Origin of the sequence: Lacicoccus qingdaonensis (genome assembly GCF_900101075.1) — a bacterium.
GTDB lineage: Bacteria > Bacillota > Bacilli > Staphylococcales > Salinicoccaceae > Lacicoccus > Lacicoccus qingdaonensis.
The window spans coordinates 1-17,377 of sequence record NZ_FNFY01000006.1 but is presented as its reverse complement, the minus strand read 5'-3'; the positions used below and the strand labels follow the sequence as shown (position 1 = coordinate 17,377).

Sequence of the window (17,377 nt, the reverse complement as noted above, 5' to 3'; positions counted from 1 at the left end):
TTCATATAAAGATTGGAAGTGAAGCCTTATCTATAACGGAGAACAAAATACATTACTACATAATCCGACAGGGAAAAAACGGATACAGCTGGCTTTCCTTCTCGGTCTGCTCGCCATACTGGGTCCGCTCAATATCGATATGTATCTGCCTGCATTCCCGGGTATCGCAGGTGATCTCGGCACCAGCGCCACAATGGTCCAGGCCAGTCTGACTTCATGCCTTTTAGGGCTTGCGTTCGGTCAAGTGGTCATCGGCCCGATCAGTGACGGTCAGGGCAGGAGAAAGCCGTTACTGATTGCCACTTCTTTTTTTGCGCTGGCTTCAGTGCTTTGTGCCTTTGCACCAAACATAGCGACATTGATCGCCGCTCGCTTTGTACAAGGCTTCACTGCAGCGGCAGGTGTTGTCCTTTCAAGAGCCGTTGTACGGGATGTTTTCAGCGGCAAGGCACTGACAAAATTCTTTGCACTTTTAATGGTCATCAACGCCGTCGCCCCTATGATGGCACCGATCGCAGGCGGAGCGATTCTGTCGTTCGAATTCACAAACTGGCAGAGTATTTTTATTTTCCTTGCTATGATCGGTGTTTTGATCGTTGTGATCATCCATCTGATGTTGAAGGAGACGCTGCCGCCGGAAAATCGGATTCCAAGCTCACTCGGTGCGACCATCATGACGATGGGCAACCTTCTGAAAGACCGCTCATTCATCGGTTACGCACTTGTGGTCGGTTTCGTTCACGGCGGAAGTTTTGCCTATGTATCAGGCACACCATTCATCTATCAGGAAATTTACGGTGTGTCACCGCAGACGTTCAGCATCCTTTTCGGGATAAATGGCATGGCAATCATCATCGGCAGCTTTGTGATCGGCCGTTTCGGCGGTATCATCCACGAAAGGAAACTGCTTCAGACAGCAGTCACCATCGCCCTCGTGACAACTTTCATTCTTTTAATCATGACAATGATTGAAGGGCCGCTCGCTTCCATCGTCATTCTGATTTTCATCTACATGATTACTATGGGGATGGTAGTTACAAGCACGTTCACCCTCGGCATGTCAAAACAGGGCCACCGTGCAGGAAGCGCCAGTGCCGTTCTCGGTACGCTGCCTTTGACTCTCGGTGCAATATTCACACCACTCGCGGGCATTAATGAATCATCAGCCGTGCCGATGGGTCTGATATTATTCTCCACGGTACTGATCGGTTTTGCAGTATTCCACCTGCTGATTAAAAAAGAGCCGGCAGAGGATTAGATTACAGTAATCAAACAAATACAAGAAGCCTCCATTTTGAATGACAATCAAAATGGAGGCTCTTTTGCTGAGATGTTTTTCTTAAGACATGCCGTCTTTTTAGTTCTCAGTTTCATATTATATACGGTATGATTTTATCTCCTTCACTCTCCCCGACTTTGCGGCGCTCGTGAATGTATAGACATCACAAAAATCAACTTTAAAACCATCTGAGTATGTTATGACACCATTAATGGAAGCAAATTTACCGTGGGTGATGACCTGATAAATTTCAAGTGTATCAATTTCATCATCTTCATTGTCCAGGTCATCCAGCAGGGAATCACGCCCTGCTGTTTCATTTTGTTCCTTCAAATCATGACAAACGATATCTTCATGTCCATAGTCCAAAATGACACTTCTTTGTGATGTTAGTACACCGATTGTAAAATCAATCATAATCTGTTTTCTCGGTGCGTTGTCACAACCTTTTGGAATAATCAGCTTCATTTCTTTTGAATGATTGTCCATCATCTTCAACCTCCAGGTTTTCATAAATAATAAAGACCTTTTACAGAGCATAGCTCAAATAAGTGTATTTTTGCAATAAATTTATAATGTTTGTCACCTGATCTCCCGGTTAACATTTCTCAAATCATGAAATGATATGATAGAATTCATAGTGCTTTAATATATTAAGAAACAGTAAATTTTAATTTTCAGAAGCGAGTGATTGAATGTTCAACGGAGAAGAAAGAATCATCTTATCAGTCATAGTTTTCGTCTACTTTGTTTTTTTGATTGTTTTAGCTTTATATATGAATAAAAAAACGAAAACATATGAAGATTATAATGTTGCCGGGAGGTCTGTTTCACTTTTCCCACTGATGTTAACATTTATAGGAACAGGCGTGGGCGGTTCGACATTATTGGGCTACATGGAAAATGGCTACAGTCTCGGCATGGGCCAGCAGTGGATACATATTACGATGTTTACATGCATCAGTATTTTTGCATTATTTCTGCTTAAACGGATCAGAAGTCTTGGAGAAGAGCACAAGATGGTCACCATCGGGGACTATACGACGCTGCGCTACGGCGATGCCGCCCGCATTCCGACTGTGATCAGCATTTTATTTTCCTACTGTGCAATGAGCGGTACACTTTTTGTATCGATCGCCACGATACTGAATGTGACAGTCGGTCTCGATGTTACCATCGGTATTATTATCGGCTGGCTGCTGCTCACACTCAAAACGTACTTCGGCGGTCTGAAAGCTGTCATCTGGCAGGATGTCATACATGGGACGATACTTGTAATAGGGACAATTTTGATGTTCGCTGCTGTACTGAGACAGTCCGGAGGATGGCAGGGAGCATCTGAATACGCAGCTTCAGCCGGTGAAACCGGCATGCTGAGTGTGATGAACATTACTCCATATGAAATTCTCATATACCTCCTGACACTCGCTGTCTTTCAATTTGTCAGGCAGGACTTGTGGCAGCGTGTATGGGCAGCGGGCAGTTTAAAAACAGCCCGCACCGGCTATTGGACTTCCATGGTCATTGCCGTTGCCATAGGTGTGTTTGCAGTCTTCATCGGTGTTTTCGGGAAGTACGGGCTGCAGATTGAAAATATTGATCCGGTACTCATCTATTACGGCGTAATCGGAGAAGTGTTCCCGTTCGCCATGGTTGTAGTGATGATTGTTGTGCTGCTCGCTGCGGTCATTTCCAGTGCTGATTCTTTCATGCTGGCAGGCGCATCTTCCATCGTCAATGATATTGTGAGACCGAACTTCCCGCATTATTCCAGTGCAAGGATGCTCCTCTGGAGCAGGTTGTCGGTATTGATCATATCCCTTATCGGACTTGTACTCGCGCTCACAGTCCAGGGGCTGGTCAATCTGATGGTCACCGGGACGGCGATGGCAGTCTCAGGTCTGCTGGCGCCGATAATGTTTGGCATGTTCTGGAAAAAAGCGACAAAGACCGCAGGGATTGCGTCCATGTGGGGCGGACTGATCACAGCTGTCATATGGCAGATTGCAGGGCACCCATTCGGGCTGCACCCGATTTTTATCGGACTGCCGGTATCCATATTGATACTGCTCGCCGTAACATTCACTGCACATAAAAACGAAACAGTCGGAACTTGACGTTGAATATTAAAAGGAATCCCCTGAAAGCGAACGCTGCTTTCAGGGGATTGTTAAGTGAAAATAAAGTTGTTTACCATCATCAAGAAATATTTAACAGTTATAATGTCGAGTCTTCTCTCCAAACTTCACTGTTTTTATATCCCCCGTTGTATCAATCTCAGTATCATGAACTTTTCTGCAATATCCCCAGCCTATTATAAAGGCGTCAATTTCTTCCCCGATACTTTCTCTACTCCAATTCATACTCTCACTTCCCCTGTGATAACTTTTCATCACTGGAAGGCCTCATCGATAACCAAGTCCACAAAATAAATAAAGGTTGGATGAGTACTACACGTATCCAATGATAATAAGGTACATATTGATCTATGTCGCCAGGAATTTCCCCTGCATTCATTGCATGGTATATGTTCGCCGGCCATATTAAAATGAAATAGACGATAAGGATTTTGCCTGTCAATTTATATGTCTTGTCAAACAGAAATAGTACGGCAAATAATAATTCCAAAAAACCCGTGGCATACACGATGGGAAGTTCAAATGGAATTGCTGGAGGAATCATTGCCGTTAGGTTTTCCGGGATGAAGAAATGGCTGAAGCCTATGAAGAAGAGCATCGCACTCATGGAAATACGTCCTATTTTTTGATAGGAAAGAGACCCTCTAATTCGTTTTAAAACAAGCAATATTAAAAAGCATAACAGTAGAACCAATGTCGCCATAACATTGTCACCCCCCCTTGAAAACAAGTCTGTACTCATTGATTGCTGAGGTTGAAGTTCCGTTGGATTTTGCAGAGCATTTCCATGGTGAGCGGGAGGCAAAAAAACAAGCATTCATGTATTTGCATGAATGCTTGCTTCTTAAATAATGCCCCTTGCTTATACATTGCTCCAAATCTTGTCATCGATGTCGTTATCCCAAAATTCCAGGCTGCTCTCACTTGCTTTTGTTAATTCTTCAGACACATTTTCATCTCTTTTAGCTTTTAAATATTCCGCAAAATCCAGAATTTTATCTACTTCCCGTTCAGGAATTTCATCAATAATTTTAAGCAAACGATCCTTAGTTGTATTCATGTCCCGACCACCTCTTCCATGAATATTTTATTTTATTATATCACTTCATCGTACGATAAACTATATATTCAAACTTCACATTTATTAACTCAAAATAACCCGGCCAAAATTTGCAGCGGGAAATTTATTAAACCGTGAATGATGATGAGTACCCATAAATTTCTGTACTTCGCCCATAAGAATCCCAGGAATAATCCCGTGACACCCTGATTGACGATTACATTTGAAAATGCAATATCTGCTGATCCTCCGCCCTGGATTGACATATGCCAAATTGCCCAAAGCAATGAAGAGATCATGATTGCCGGCCATGTGCCGAGCAGGACCTCCAGTCTTGTCTGCAGCCAAACCCTGTAAAATAACTCCTCCAACACACTATGCATCAAAAAGGTGAACGATGCCCCTATGATCAATACGATCAAATCCATCTCATATCCAAAACCTTCAGGAGTTCCCAGGGGACTGAAGAAATATAGAATCATCCAGACGACCATTATTATCATGGGATACAGCCACTGGTTCCCTGTTAAATATGAGTGGCTTGATAAGATATTAATTTTCACCCGTTTTTCTTTATAAATACTGAACATCGTGACCGGGGCGGTAAACAGCAGTAAAATTATGAAAATAGGGAGATATATTGACAAGTTATTTCCAGGCACCAAAAGTAAACCGATGAAAAGGAGCACCGCTAGTGTGGCTAATATAATGGATTGCGTGACCAGCACTTTTCTATCCTCACTAGTGAAGGGGTTGTTGTCTGAAGAGCTTCCGGGTAAAAACAGAATCAATAGAAGTAACACTCCCGTAATAATCCAGTTATGCCAAAAAGGCACAGTCATATCATGGTCTGCACTGAATTCAATCCGCCCTTCATTTTGAATCGTGATCCACGCCGCCGCAATAAAGATTAATATGAATCCACCGTATACAACCCACCGGTATCTATTGTTCATCAGCTGTGGATTATTCATATCATCATCCCCTCTTCTTGTATATCCAATTATAATAACCAAAAAGGGCATAACCATAGTGACATATGTAATTGAATTTCTGCATTTTAGACAATCGTAAGTAAATTTTAGTAGTTGGATTATTATGTGGATTCATTGCATACTGAATTATAATTGTTTAATATCAGCAGTGGAAAATGATTAAACTTTTTTAAATTGAAAGGAGAAATCTATATGGTGAACTATGCTCCTTTGCACTTACGAGTGACTACTCCAAAGATCGAGCTTGTTGGGGCCACTGATGACTTACTTGAAAGTCTTGAGCCCATTGTCCGCGCAGGTAAAGCTCTTGCTGAACCTGCACCTTATGACGACCCTATGTCTTTGTACGAAAAAGACCCGGAAATCCGCGTACAGAAATGGCTACAGTCCGTGTGGCGAGGGCGTGGAATAGTCACAAACGACTTCTGGCGGTTGAATCTGATTGTGATGCTGGACAATAAGCCAGTAGGGATGCAGGACGTCATTGGTGACCACTTCCACACCTACGGCACAGTAGCCACTTTTTCATGGTTGTCGTCAGATGAACGTAAAAGAGGGATAGGTGTGGAGATGCGTCAGGCAGCACTGCATCTCGCCTTCGACGGGCTCGACGCCACCGAGGTCACCTCAGAGGCATTTATTGACAATCTGGGATCAAACGGCGTATCACACCGACTTGGCTATCAGGAGAACGGTGTCGCTTGGGCGACACGACGAGGTGAACCCGGACTGATGCAACGGTGGTGGCTAGCCCGAGAGGACTGGCTCCCAAATCGCCGCAGTGACATCGAGATACATGGTCTGGCAGACACCCGAAAAGTGTTGTTCAAGTGATTGCATAGTTGCCCGGGACTTAGGGATTCGAATATCACTACACAAACCGGCAATACTCGAAGTAGAATTTGTAATTTTTCAGCTTAGTCATATTAATGTAGCTTTAAAATAAGATTGATTATTTTCCACCTGTATTATCGCTCTACAATCGGGAAACTTTTGAAGATATGTTATAGATTCGACAAGATCATCTAATTATTCTTCCAAATTTCTCAACACTTAAATGCCTGTTTGTGGAATAGTGTTTCCAATAAAAATACCTTTTGGACGCATCAACCTTTTAACCTGGATGCCCAAACGCTCATAACGAGGTAATCTGAAGCTTCGCTGGTACTCCCCTTGATAAACATGTAGTATAGGATGAAAAGATAAGTAAGGTTGATATCATGGATAATGAAAATGAAGTGAGGATTCATTTCCTTACATATTTGAAGCATATCTTTATAACGCCCACGGCTAATATTCTAAACAACACATACGTATTTTGGATGTGGAGTCTGTTCGTTTTGCTTATAGCCACACCACTCATGACCATCGGCGGACTTTTACTGAGAGTAGAGACTGTATTAGAAGCATTAACAGGGCAACACGATGACTATGGTGCGTTGATCTACCTCGTAGAGTTCTTTTTACTATACTTTCTTGTATACGTCATCATATTCGGCTTGCCGTTGCTGATGTTCAACATGTTAATCATCTATTTTTTCAATAAAGCCTTCAGCCGTCGCCCAAGCAGCTTTCAAAAAGTATTGAGCGATTTTACAAATGTCTGGACTCAAAGCTATGTATTGTTCTATTTGGGGTCCGTCAGTTTTTTGGCGGGCGCCCATCTCCATAACTCTCTCCTGCATGGGGCTGCGCTATTTTTATATGTGCTTTGTGGCGTAACGTTTATACTGGGCAGTATAGTTATGATGCAATTCTATTTCAGACACGCGCATAAGCTGAAATTTACACTGCTTTACGTTGTCTCCTTTTTAACATTCGCCGCAGTGTACGTTTTCATCATACTACAATTTTTTCTGTAAAAATCCCCTCTGGATCCATTACATCCAAAGGGGTAAGAATGTTGTAAGCGGTACTTTCAAAATGACATGGGCTTTTCTTCCGTTTAAGTGAGTTTGCCGGTGACGGAGGTGGAGTCATGGGGTCACCATGGTTTTCATCGGTTTCGTAATTATAGTGTTTCATGCTATGGGTACAGCGAATTTCTTTTAACAATGTGCCTGTCAAATGTCTGATTAACCAAATGACTGAACAAGTCCGACAAGACCTGCCAAAATAAGGAAAGCACCAAAGATCCGCACTAATAATGGTGCTATTTTATCGAATTTTTGAAGCCAGCCTTTTCGCACTTCCCCCAAAAGAAATTTTGCTCCAAGAAGATTTGTTGCCCCGATAACGATAAAGATAATGGCTAATCCTGCTCCCTCATACCCTTCGATTTGCTGTAATGTCGTGGTCACTTCAAATCCACCGATGAAAAAGTTATGAATCATAACCAATATCCCCAAAAAGAACAGGTGAAAAGCAAAAAAATTCAGCAACCGGCTCTTAGGCCATCCAATCATCGCGCCAGGGGTATTATCATCCCATCCTTTGCCACCACCTTGCATATGACTCCAAGTCATAAACATTACTAATAAGCCAAATAGGACCATCCCAATCAGTTTTATGCTCTCCCATATCACATCCATGTTTCTGCCCCCTTGAGCAGTTAAGACTTGCAACATTATATTTCCTCGTATATACACAAATTCTCCGAAATTTTTTAATCCACTTATCGACTTTAGATGATCTTTTCCATTTCTTAAAAATCAAAACCGCCAGTGTGAACTGATTGTTTTGATTTTTAAGAAAGAATATCCAGTAAAATAGCCTGATTCTGGTACATCTTTCTTCTGAAATCATGCTCCGATTCAGAAATAAAGATAACACTCATACTATCTGGCTATTTTTTCCTTTTAGAACCTATGCCTATAATACCTATAAGGATTAATAGCTACTAATTCAGTTGTTTCATAAAATGCATATCATCAGTGGATACCCAATAATCTGTTATTTTTCCATCCTTGACAAGGAAAATATCCATACCACAAAAACTAATCTCTTTACCCATTTCAGCTTTGGTGTCTGGTATGCCTCCTTTATAGGCTCCTTTGAACTGCCAGCTTGCCGAAACATAAGGACTATCTACAATAAGACCCACTTCTATTGTCATTTCAACGTTATCAAAGTAGGAACATCCGTCCCTGATCATTTTCTTTAATCCTTCCGCTCCTTTTTCTTCATCACTTCCCGATCGATGAAGTGTACAATCGAAAGCCGTTATTTCATCAAGCACAGAAACATCCTCGTTCCACGCTTTCACCCACAGTTCATAAACTTGTTTCTCATTTAAAACTGTCATGTTCTAAAACCTCCTAATAAGATGTAACTACTTTCAGATCCCTTTTTAAGATCCCTTTATTCCGTTAAATGGCCTGCTTGCGGCATAGTGTTTTCCATAGAAATTCTCTTTGGACCCATCATATCCAATTTCTTTTGGACATAAAGAAACCCCTCTGGATAATAGTATCCAAGGGGTGGAATTTCGCATCTTTTTCAAACATCGCAACTTTATTTCAAATCCAAAATAATCTGAAGCTTTCTGGCTCCTACTCCACCGTCACAGACTTTGCCAGATTCCTCGGCTTATCGACGTCATTGCCGCGGTGAAGTGCCGCATAATAGGATATGAGCTGAAATACTATCACAGATACCAGTGGCGTCAACATCGTATGCACGTGAGGGATTACATACGCATCATTGTCCGTCTCGAGTCCTTCCATCGCAATTGTACAGACGTTGGCGCCCCGGGCTTCGACTTCCTGGGCGTTGCCGCGGATATTCAGGTTCACTTTTTCCTGCGTGGTTAATGTAAATACAGGCGTGCCCTCTTCAATCAAAGCGATTGTCCCATGCTTCAATTCGCCGCCGGCAAATCCTTCTGCCTGGATATAGGAAATCTCCTTCAGCTTCAATGCACCTTCCAGACCTACATAATAGTCCATCGTTCTGCCGATGAAAAATGCATTTCTAGTTGTTTCCAAATACTCTTTGACAAGTTCCTCTATCGTTTCTGAATCATCGATAACAGCGGTAATGGCAGTCGTCACTTTCGCAAGCTCTTCGATCAGGCTGATATTGCTCTCTTTACCAAGTTCACGGGCAGCAACCTGAGCCAGTATCGACAATACCGCTATTTGTGCCGTATACGCTTTTGTCGACGCAACAGCAATTTCCGGGCCTGCGTGCAGTATCAGCGTTTCATCCGCTTCACGGGACAATGTCGAACCGGGCACGTTGGTGATCGTCAGTGTCTTAGAAGCGCGCTTCTTCACTTCGACGAGGACTGCGCGGCTGTCCGCAGTTTCCCCGGACTGTGAGATGAATATGAACAGCGGATTTTCAGACAGCAATGGCGTGTTGTAGACAAACTCTGAAGCCACGTGAACTTCTGTCGGCAGTCCTGCCCATTTTTCGAAGTACTCCTTGCCGATCAGACCCGCGTGATAACTCGTGCCCGCTGCTATGATATAAATGCGGTCCGCTCCGTTGATCTGCCCAATGATTGCCGGATCAATTTTCAACTCACCGGCTTCGTCCTGATATTCCTGGATGATTTTTCTCATGGCCGCAGGCTGCTCGTTGATCTCTTTAAGCATATAATGCTCATACGTCCCCTTTTCAATATCGCTCTCGTCGATCTCGGCAATATATGAATCACGCTCCACCGTATTTCCTGATTTATCCTGAATGACAATCTCATCTTTCTTGAGTGTCACTACTTCCCCGTCCATCAATTCGACAAATTCATTTGTCTTATGGAGCATCGCCATGGCGTCAGACGTAATGACATTGAAGCCTTCACCTTTTCCGAGAAGCAGCGGGGATTTATTTTTAGCGACATAGATAACGTCCTTATCCTCATTATCCATCAATCCCAGCGCATATGAACCGTGCAATACACCCAGCACTTTCTTGAATGCTTCTGCTGTATCCTCGCTTTCGTTTGAAAAATGTGAAATGAGTTCCACAATGATTTCCGTATCGGTACTGGATACGAAATCCATATTCGGCAGATATTCTTCTTTAATTTGCTCATAGTTTTCGATGACACCGTTATGAACGATCGTGAATCTGCCGTCAGCACTCTGATGGGGATGCGCATTTGTCACACTGGGCGCACCGTGTGTCGCCCAGCGGGTATGTCCAATACCGCTTGTCGCATCAAAACCCGGAGCCACTGTGTCCCTTAAATCTTTGATACGGCCAGCCTCTTTGAAAATTTTCAGTTCTTCATCGTTGCGTACACTGATTCCTGCAGAGTCATAACCGCGGTATTCCAGCTTTTCCAACCCTTTTAACAGTATTTCCTTAACATCTTCTTCTCCGATATATCCTACAATTCCGCACATAAAAAATCTGCTCCTTTGACATAGATGTTGAAACCAGTGCTTTGTTCCAATGGTCACCCATATGGTTTTAACTACCGGTCTAACGAATACTTCAGTATCCGGGACAGTATCCGCCGATACTCGATGACTGTCCTCCTCGTCAGCAGCATCGCTGCTCAGGCGCTATTCCGATTTAAATTTCCTTCCCTCCTTAAAGTAACGTTCCCATTTTAATAGAAAAACACCCTCATTACAATAGTTTATTTAATGAAGGTGCATGTGAATCTTCTTATTTTATTGTAGTAATTATAAGCCCATTTCTGTTTCGACAACTTCTGCGATAGCAGAGCTGTATTCATCTGCAAGTTCTACAGTTTCAGCTTCCACCATCACTCTGACCAACGGTTCAGTGCCGGAAGCACGGACAAGAATGCGTCCATTTCCATCCATTTCAGTTTCAACTTCTGAAATTTTGGCAGCGACTTTTTCATTGTTGACGACGTTATGCTTGTCAGTCACTTTGACGTTGACGAGCTTTTGCGGGAATGTTTCCACCTGCGAAGCAAGCTCTCCCAAAGTTTTACCTGACGTCTTAATGATGGCTGCCAGATGAACACCTGATAATAAGCCGTCTCCGGTCGTATTATAGTTCATCATGATGATATGTCCAGATTGCTCTCCGCCCAGGCTGTATCCATGCTTTCTCATCTCTTCCACAACGTAGCGGTCTCCGACTTTTGTCTTGTCGCTCTTCAGTCCATGTGCTTTCAATGCTTTGTAAAAACCCAGGTTGCTCATTACTGTAGAGACAACCATGTCATCTTTCAGTTCATCATTTTCTTTTAAATGCTGTGCAATGATGAACATGATTTTATCACCATCTACAATGTTTCCATTTTCATCTACCGCGATCAGACGATCTCCGTCCCCATCGAACGCCAGTCCGAAATCACACTTTTCTTCCTGTACCAGTTCTATCAGTTGCTCAGGATGGGTCGAGCCGACCCCATCATTAATATTTGTTCCATCTGGATTTGTACCTACTGTTACCGTATCTGCTTCCAGGTCGCCGAATAAGTAGGGTGCGAGTTTATGCGTTGAACCGTGTGCGCCGTCCAACCCTATTTTCAGACCTTCAAGATCACTTTCGACAGTAGATTTCAAGTAGCTTACATACTTTTGGCCACCTTCAAAATAATCTGAGATATTCCCTAAATTTATACCTGTCGGCCTTGGCAGATTGTCCGTTTCGCTGTCAAGCAACGCTTCTATTTCAGCTTCTTGGGCATCTGACAGTTTAAATCCGTCCGAGCCGAAGAATTTAATACCATTATCGCCCACCGGATTATGCGATGCAGAAATCATTACACCGACATCCGCTTCAATTTCTTTGGCCAGATAAGCGACACCCGGAGTGGAAATGACCCCGAGTCTCATTACTTCTGCACCGATTGACAGCAGTCCGGCAACAAGTGCCGACTCCAGCATCTCTCCTGAAATACGAGTATCGCGTCCTACTAGAAATGTCGGTCTGTCGTTGTTTTCACCTGCTAGAATATATCCGCCAAAACGTCCTAATTTGAATGCCAGTTCGGGTGTTAATTCAGTGTTAGCTACACCTCTGACTCCATCTGTTCCAAAATATTTGCCCATGAGTTTCTCCTTTAGTCATTTTCTTCTATAGTTAAATCAGCCTCTAAAACAGCCGGTTCGGCTTTAGTGACACTTTCCGGCAAGTCTAATTCTACATCCTGTGTTGTAGAGCTGTCGAGTCCGTCCACATCAATTTCAACATCCACAGATTCGATATTGTTCAATGTCTCCTCGCTGCCGAATACTTCTACATTATCATAATTCAGTTCTACATCAACGAGTTCATGATCACTGTCCACCATGCCGGCGACAGTATAATTCACCGGCACTGTTTTACTCAGCTCACTGACATTTATCTCCACCCTGACATTGGATGGTTCAGTCCTTACATCCAGACGATTGAACTGGAAATCGAAAACACCTACATCTGCTTCTTCAGCCCGATCTTCTGTTATACGCGTATTATCACTGAGCGTCGCACGGACATATTGGATCCGGTTTATCTCATTTTCACCGCCATAGACGGTCACTGTATCCGGTTCAACAGTCACTGATTCCAATTGATGATTCGGCCCGACACGGCTCCCGTTCACTTCAGTCTGTACTGTAAATGTCTGTGATACAAGATCCTGTATATTGACCGTCGCCGTTTCCGGAATCACTTCCGCACTCACATTTTCAGGCAGTTCATCGATTGTAAAATGAACTTCATGCTCGCCGGTGCTTCTGCTTCTTAAATCCAGCTGTACATTGAAATCTCTTGTTGTCTGCAGCCTGACGATATTCGAAGTGTTACCGGACAACTGGACATTGACCTGGTTCGGCACTCCGCTGACATAATATTCATCTTCATCATAAAGTATATCGACAGGCATGCCCTGAATCAGTTCTGTTTCATCACCGTCCCCTTCTTCATCGAAAGGATTGATATTTTCAAATACATTATTCACTGATAAAAACATGAACAGCGCGAGTAACAGAGCAACAAATCTCAGACCCCACTTACTTTCGAGCAAAGAGACCGCCTCCTTCCTTGATTGCAGGCAGGATACTCCAATGCTTCTTCAATAGTTCATCCAGCTCTTCCAATGTAATCTCCTTATCGAGTTTGCCGCCATATGTAACCGATATGTTACCAGTTTCCTCAGACACCACGACTGTAAATGCATCTGTGACTTCAGAAATACCCACCGCTGCACGGTGTCTTGTCCCAAGATTTTTAGCAATCTTGCTGCTGTCGGACAACGGCAGATAGCTGGCGGCGGAATTGATCTTATCACCGGTGACGATCATTGCACCGTCGTGAAGGGGTGTATTCGGTATGAAGATATTGATCAGAAGCTCTGATGTTATATTCGCATCAACCGTTATACCGGTCTCAGTATATTCTTTAAGACCTGTTTCCTTTTCAAACACAATCAATGCACCAATCCGTCTTTTAGCCATGTATCTAATCGATTTGACGATTGCTTCCCTCAGCTTTTCATAATCCGCACCGGCAGTATTTGAAGTGGACCTGAAAAGACTGCCTCGTCCCAGCTGTTCAAGTGCGCGCCGCAGCTCCGGCTGGAATATCACAATAATTGCCAGGAAACCCCATTCTAAAACTGTATCAAAAATTTCGGTTGTTGTCGTTAAATCAAATGCGTTACTGATTCCCCGCCCAATTAATATAAAGAAAATGCCTTTTATCAATTGAATGGCTTTTGTTCCCCTCATGACTGTAATTAATAAGTAAAAAACGTACCATACAATTATTAGATCTATGACACTTGTAATAATAGTCGTGGTCGTTATATTTTCTAAAATATTAGTGTTATTCACTCATCCGGTCCTTTCCGATGAATTATAACGAACCAATCCTATCCTCCAATTCCAGGTATATACCCGTCATTAAAGGATCGACTTTCAATTCATCTGTATTTTTTTGATACCCCTTGAATAATTCAACTGCTTCCATTATCTGATTTTTTTTATACAGGTTGAAACATTTCAACAATGTCATCCTGCTGCTGTCCGTCATCCTCACAAGACTGTCCAGCAATTCAAAATCCTGCTCCGCGGCAGCGACTTTTGAAAATAAAAGAAGATATTCGTCCTGCCTGTAATGTATTTGCATGCTTTCTTTAAGATATGAAAATTGATCCAATAATCTTCGGCATGTAAAATACTGTTCCTTTTTATAATAACATTCTATTATTTCAAATAGTAATTTCAGCCTGCCCAGCTTCAGATCACTCATCTGACAAACAAGAAAATATGTTTCCTCCAATATATCAAGTGCCTGGGTAATATCTCCAGTTTCTATCAAATAGCCGGCTTTGATCAGCACCGCATCAATATAAAAGTGGTTTATGACATTATTTGATAGACTTATTATCGATTCTTTGGTATGCATATGCATCTTTTCATTTTCAGATATATGCCGGTAGTATTTCGCATAAATCAGATGCAGCCTGCCTTTGTCAGAGACGGAAATTTCATCAGCCTTTTCATACTCCTTGCTGATAAGATTTTTAATTGTAGTAAAATCACCATGCTCGACTTTATATTCATGATAAACAATTTCACGAAATACTTCTACATCATTATATCTGAAATTCGAAGTTTCTGACATCAAATCGTTTAAAGAACAGTTCAACCGTTCACTAAGCTTAATCAGAACATTGGTGGAAGGCTGTACGCTCCCCTTTTCAATAAGACTTAAATATGTCCGGGAGATGATACCTTCCGCCAGTTCTTCCTGGGTCAGATTGTTTCGATGCCTTGTTTCTTTAATTCTTTGCCCGACCATCAATGGTGCCCCTTTCCTCTGCACTCCAAATTATGTAACCATTTATTTGACAACTTATTTACTCTTAATCATACTATAAATACACATACGAGGGGGTTCCAAATGAAAAAACTATTGGTTATAAATGACTTATATCAGTTAAAAAGTGTCAGCGATCCTTTTAGAATTGAATTACTCACCCTATTGAGCGAACAGCCGAAAACCGGGCAGATGCTGGCTGATGAGTTAGGGATTCCCAGAGCAAAGATCCATTATCATTTGAATGAACTACTTAAAAACGAGATTATACATGTCGTAAAAACTGTTGAGAAGAACAGTATCATACAAAAATTTTATCAACCTGTAGCTGAAAAAGTGGTGCCAAACATAAATCTGCTTAAATATAAGCAGGAAGAGAAGAAGAAGGATAAAATGTCCTACCATCTTAAAATAAAAGAAAAGCAGCTGCCCCAATTCAGGAAGGATTTAAGGAAATTCGTCAAAGAACAGACGACTAAAAAAGAGAGTGACAAAGTTTTAGACTATAAAATTCAAATATTGCCTTATGAAGATCAATAAAACGTGGTTGAGTGAAAACCAACCACGTTTCTTCATTTCTTTCCATTACTTTTGTTTTTTACCGAAAAATGCGGATGCGATTGAAACCGCTTTTTGGGCAGTTTTATTTTTATCATCAAGCAGTGGATTCACTTCGACAAGATCCATTGATGTTATCTTGTTTGAATCATGAAGCTGAGTCATTGCGGACAACGTCTCAGATAAACTCAGTCCGCCGTCCACCGGAGTCCCTGTACCCGGTGTTTCCATTGGGTCCAGTGCATCAACGTCCAATGAAAGGTGTATACCGTCCGTTTTATCCTGCAGATGCTCCAGTGATTCCCTCATAACTGCAGATATTCCCTTTTCCTTGATATCAGTCATCGTGAAAGTCAGTATATCATTTTCACTGATATATTCTTTTTCACCTTCATCAAGATCACGCATACCGATAAGTACAATATTTTCTGGTTTGACTTTCGGCCCGTCTTTATATAGATTTACAAGCTTCTCATCACCCACACCGCAGGAAATGGCGAGAGGCATCCCGTGTATGTTGCCCGACGGAGATGTATCGCTGTTATTCAAGTCACCATGTGCATCATACCAGATGACCCCCAAATTTTCGTAATGGCTGCTGATGCCGGCAAGACTGCCGATAGCAAGCGAATGGTCACCGCCTATAATCAGAGGAAAAGATCCCTGCTGTATAGATTCATCCACAGATTTCGCAAGTTTTTCATTGAAATCCATGACCTGATCATAATTTTTCAAAGTGTTCGCATCCCCCTGTGAATGCTCAGCAACATTCACTTTAATATCGCTGTATATATTACCTTTATCATTGACCTCTATATTAAGTTTCTCAATTTCATTTATCAAATTTGCATAGCGGAGCGCATCAGGACCTAAATCCACACCCAGTCTCGGCTGTCCGAATGTCGTTGCCGCACCAATAATATCAACTCTGTTCATAAAATACTCCCCTTTATAATTCTATACATACATGATATAAAAAATGCGGATTATATGCAACGACTAATAAATATAAATTAGTGCATAAAAAAAGACACTTAACTGAATAAGTGTCTTGATGAGCCATAGAGGATTCGAACCTCTGACCCTCTGATTAAAAGTCAGATGCTCTACCGACTGAGCTAATGGCTCTAATTGGCTGGGCTGAAAGGATTCGAACCTTTGCATGACGAGACCAAAACCCGTTGCCTTACCGCTTGGCTACAGCCCAATATTAAAGATAGATATGGAGAGGGGCAGATTCGAACTGCCGAACCCGAAGGAGCGGATTTACAGTCCGCCGCGTTTAGCCACTTCGCTACCTCTCCGTAATGGAGAATGACGGGTTCGAACCGCCGACCCTCTGCTTGTAAGGCAGATGCTCTCCCAGCTGAGCTAATTCTCCTAAAATGACCCGTACGGGACTCGAACCCGTGTTACCGCCGTGAAAGGGCGGTGTCTTAACCGCTTGACCAACGGGCCGTAAAAAAGTTTAAAACATAAAAATGGCTCCACAGGTAGGATTCGAACCTACGACCGATCGGTTAACAGCCGATAGCTCTACCACTGAGCTACTGTGGAATCATAAAAATAAAAAAATTGCCTGGCAGCGTCCTACTCTGACGGGACGTCAGTCCAACTACCATCGGCGCTGGAGAGCTTAACGACTGTGTTCGGCATGGGAACAGGTGTG

At 42.5% G+C, this 17,377-nt stretch carries 17 protein-coding genes, 6 tRNA genes and 1 rRNA gene; 4 read left to right on the top strand and 20 right to left on the bottom strand.

The features are described from left to right. The first annotated feature begins 28 nt into the window (after nucleotides 1-28). Entirely contained in the window at nucleotides 29-1,258 is a 1,230-nt protein-coding gene (locus tag BLR15_RS05120; protein WP_092985347.1) for a Bcr/CflA family efflux MFS transporter, read from the top strand. Nucleotides 1,259-1,375: 117 nt separating this feature from the next. On the opposite strand, the gene BLR15_RS05115 is transcribed toward BLR15_RS05120, so the two are convergent. Beyond that, the gene (locus BLR15_RS05115) at nucleotides 1,376-1,771 is read right to left on the bottom strand and encodes a hypothetical protein (RefSeq protein ID WP_245696607.1); all 396 of its coding nucleotides are present in this window, start codon (nucleotides 1,769-1,771) and stop codon (nucleotides 1,376-1,378) included. A 203-nt stretch (nucleotides 1,772-1,974) separates the two neighbouring features. On the opposite strand from BLR15_RS05115, the gene BLR15_RS05110 reads away from it, so the two are divergent. Further along, complete coding sequence (locus BLR15_RS05110) at nucleotides 1,975-3,396, top strand: sodium:solute symporter family protein (protein ID WP_092985345.1); 1,422 nt, start codon at nucleotides 1,975-1,977, stop codon at nucleotides 3,394-3,396. A 250-nt stretch (nucleotides 3,397-3,646) separates the two neighbouring features. Here BLR15_RS05110 and BLR15_RS05105 read toward each other — a convergent pair whose 3' ends face one another. The 3 genes from BLR15_RS05105 to BLR15_RS05095 form a co-directional block, all read right to left on the bottom strand. Then, nucleotides 3,647-4,120, bottom strand: a complete 474-nt coding sequence (locus tag BLR15_RS05105) for a DoxX family protein (protein WP_092985343.1) — start codon at nucleotides 4,118-4,120, stop codon at nucleotides 3,647-3,649. Nucleotides 4,121-4,279: 159 nt separating this feature from the next. Further along, entirely contained in the window at nucleotides 4,280-4,477 is a 198-nt protein-coding gene (locus tag BLR15_RS05100) for a DUF2281 domain-containing protein (protein ID WP_092985341.1), read from the bottom strand. Nucleotides 4,478-4,566: 89 nt separating this feature from the next. Beyond that, on the bottom strand, nucleotides 4,567-5,451 hold the full coding sequence (locus tag BLR15_RS05095) for a CPBP family intramembrane glutamic endopeptidase (protein WP_176754063.1): 885 nt from the start codon (nucleotides 5,449-5,451) through the stop codon (nucleotides 4,567-4,569). Nucleotides 5,452-5,664: 213 nt separating this feature from the next. Between BLR15_RS05095 and BLR15_RS05090 the strand changes: the two genes are divergently transcribed. Further along, complete coding sequence (locus BLR15_RS05090) at nucleotides 5,665-6,306, top strand: GNAT family N-acetyltransferase (RefSeq protein WP_092985337.1); 642 nt, start codon at nucleotides 5,665-5,667, stop codon at nucleotides 6,304-6,306. Between the two features lie 689 nt (nucleotides 6,307-6,995). On the opposite strand, the gene BLR15_RS13985 is transcribed toward BLR15_RS05090, so the two are convergent. From BLR15_RS13985 to BLR15_RS05050, 8 genes are all read right to left on the bottom strand, one after another. After that, nucleotides 6,996-7,142 (bottom strand): hypothetical protein, encoded by a 147-nt coding sequence (locus BLR15_RS13985; RefSeq protein ID WP_176754062.1) that lies wholly within the window; start codon nucleotides 7,140-7,142, stop codon nucleotides 6,996-6,998. A gap of 405 nt (nucleotides 7,143-7,547) precedes the next feature. Next, a complete protein-coding gene (locus BLR15_RS05080) occupies nucleotides 7,548-8,003 on the bottom strand; it encodes a hypothetical protein (RefSeq protein ID WP_092985333.1) in 456 nt (151 codons plus the stop codon). Between the two features lie 308 nt (nucleotides 8,004-8,311). Then, nucleotides 8,312-8,716, bottom strand: a complete 405-nt coding sequence (locus BLR15_RS05075) for an ester cyclase (RefSeq protein WP_092985331.1) — start codon at nucleotides 8,714-8,716, stop codon at nucleotides 8,312-8,314. A 247-nt stretch (nucleotides 8,717-8,963) separates the two neighbouring features. Continuing rightward, on the bottom strand, nucleotides 8,964-10,766 hold the full coding sequence (glmS, locus tag BLR15_RS05070) for a glutamine--fructose-6-phosphate transaminase (isomerizing) (protein WP_092985329.1): 1,803 nt from the start codon (nucleotides 10,764-10,766) through the stop codon (nucleotides 8,964-8,966). A 285-nt stretch (nucleotides 10,767-11,051) separates the two neighbouring features. Then, entirely contained in the window at nucleotides 11,052-12,398 is a 1,347-nt protein-coding gene (glmM, locus tag BLR15_RS05065; protein WP_092985327.1) for a phosphoglucosamine mutase, read from the bottom strand. Between the two features lie 11 nt (nucleotides 12,399-12,409). Continuing rightward, nucleotides 12,410-13,354 carry a CdaR family protein gene (locus BLR15_RS05060; RefSeq protein WP_092985325.1) on the bottom strand — a complete coding sequence of 315 codons (945 nt, stop codon included), beginning with the start codon at nucleotides 13,352-13,354 and terminating at the stop codon, nucleotides 12,410-12,412. After that, nucleotides 13,341-14,162 (bottom strand): diadenylate cyclase CdaA, encoded by an 822-nt coding sequence (gene cdaA, locus BLR15_RS05055; protein WP_092985323.1) that lies wholly within the window; start codon nucleotides 14,160-14,162, stop codon nucleotides 13,341-13,343. Before cdaA ends, BLR15_RS05060 begins: the two co-directional genes overlap by 14 nt. 22 nt (nucleotides 14,163-14,184) lie before the next feature. Next, nucleotides 14,185-15,132 (bottom strand): helix-turn-helix domain-containing protein, encoded by a 948-nt coding sequence (locus BLR15_RS05050; protein ID WP_092985321.1) that lies wholly within the window; start codon nucleotides 15,130-15,132, stop codon nucleotides 14,185-14,187. Nucleotides 15,133-15,234: 102 nt separating this feature from the next. On the opposite strand from BLR15_RS05050, the gene BLR15_RS05045 reads away from it, so the two are divergent. Continuing rightward, the gene (locus tag BLR15_RS05045) at nucleotides 15,235-15,690 is read left to right on the top strand and encodes an ArsR/SmtB family transcription factor (protein WP_092985319.1); all 456 of its coding nucleotides are present in this window, start codon (nucleotides 15,235-15,237) and stop codon (nucleotides 15,688-15,690) included. 45 nt (nucleotides 15,691-15,735) lie between these two features. On the opposite strand, the gene rocF is transcribed toward BLR15_RS05045, so the two are convergent. The 8 genes from rocF to rrf all read right to left on the bottom strand — a co-directional run. Next, on the bottom strand, nucleotides 15,736-16,644 hold the full coding sequence (gene rocF, locus BLR15_RS05040; protein ID WP_092985317.1) for an arginase: 909 nt from the start codon (nucleotides 16,642-16,644) through the stop codon (nucleotides 15,736-15,738). A 119-nt stretch (nucleotides 16,645-16,763) separates the two neighbouring features. Beyond that, nucleotides 16,764-16,836: transfer RNA gene (locus BLR15_RS05035), tRNA-Lys, on the bottom strand. 4 nt (nucleotides 16,837-16,840) lie between these two features. Further along, nucleotides 16,841-16,915 (bottom strand) — tRNA-Gln (locus BLR15_RS05030). Nucleotides 16,916-16,931: 16 nt separating this feature from the next. Further along, a tRNA-Tyr gene (locus BLR15_RS05025) sits at nucleotides 16,932-17,012 on the bottom strand. Between the two features lie 4 nt (nucleotides 17,013-17,016). Then, nucleotides 17,017-17,089 (bottom strand) — tRNA-Val (locus tag BLR15_RS05020). A 5-nt stretch (nucleotides 17,090-17,094) separates the two neighbouring features. Further along, a tRNA-Glu gene (locus tag BLR15_RS05015) sits at nucleotides 17,095-17,166 on the bottom strand. Nucleotides 17,167-17,190: 24 nt separating this feature from the next. After that, nucleotides 17,191-17,265 (bottom strand) — tRNA-Asn (locus BLR15_RS05010). A 20-nt stretch (nucleotides 17,266-17,285) separates the two neighbouring features. Continuing rightward, a 5S ribosomal RNA gene (gene rrf, locus BLR15_RS05005) occupies nucleotides 17,286-17,377 on the bottom strand; the annotation flags it as partial.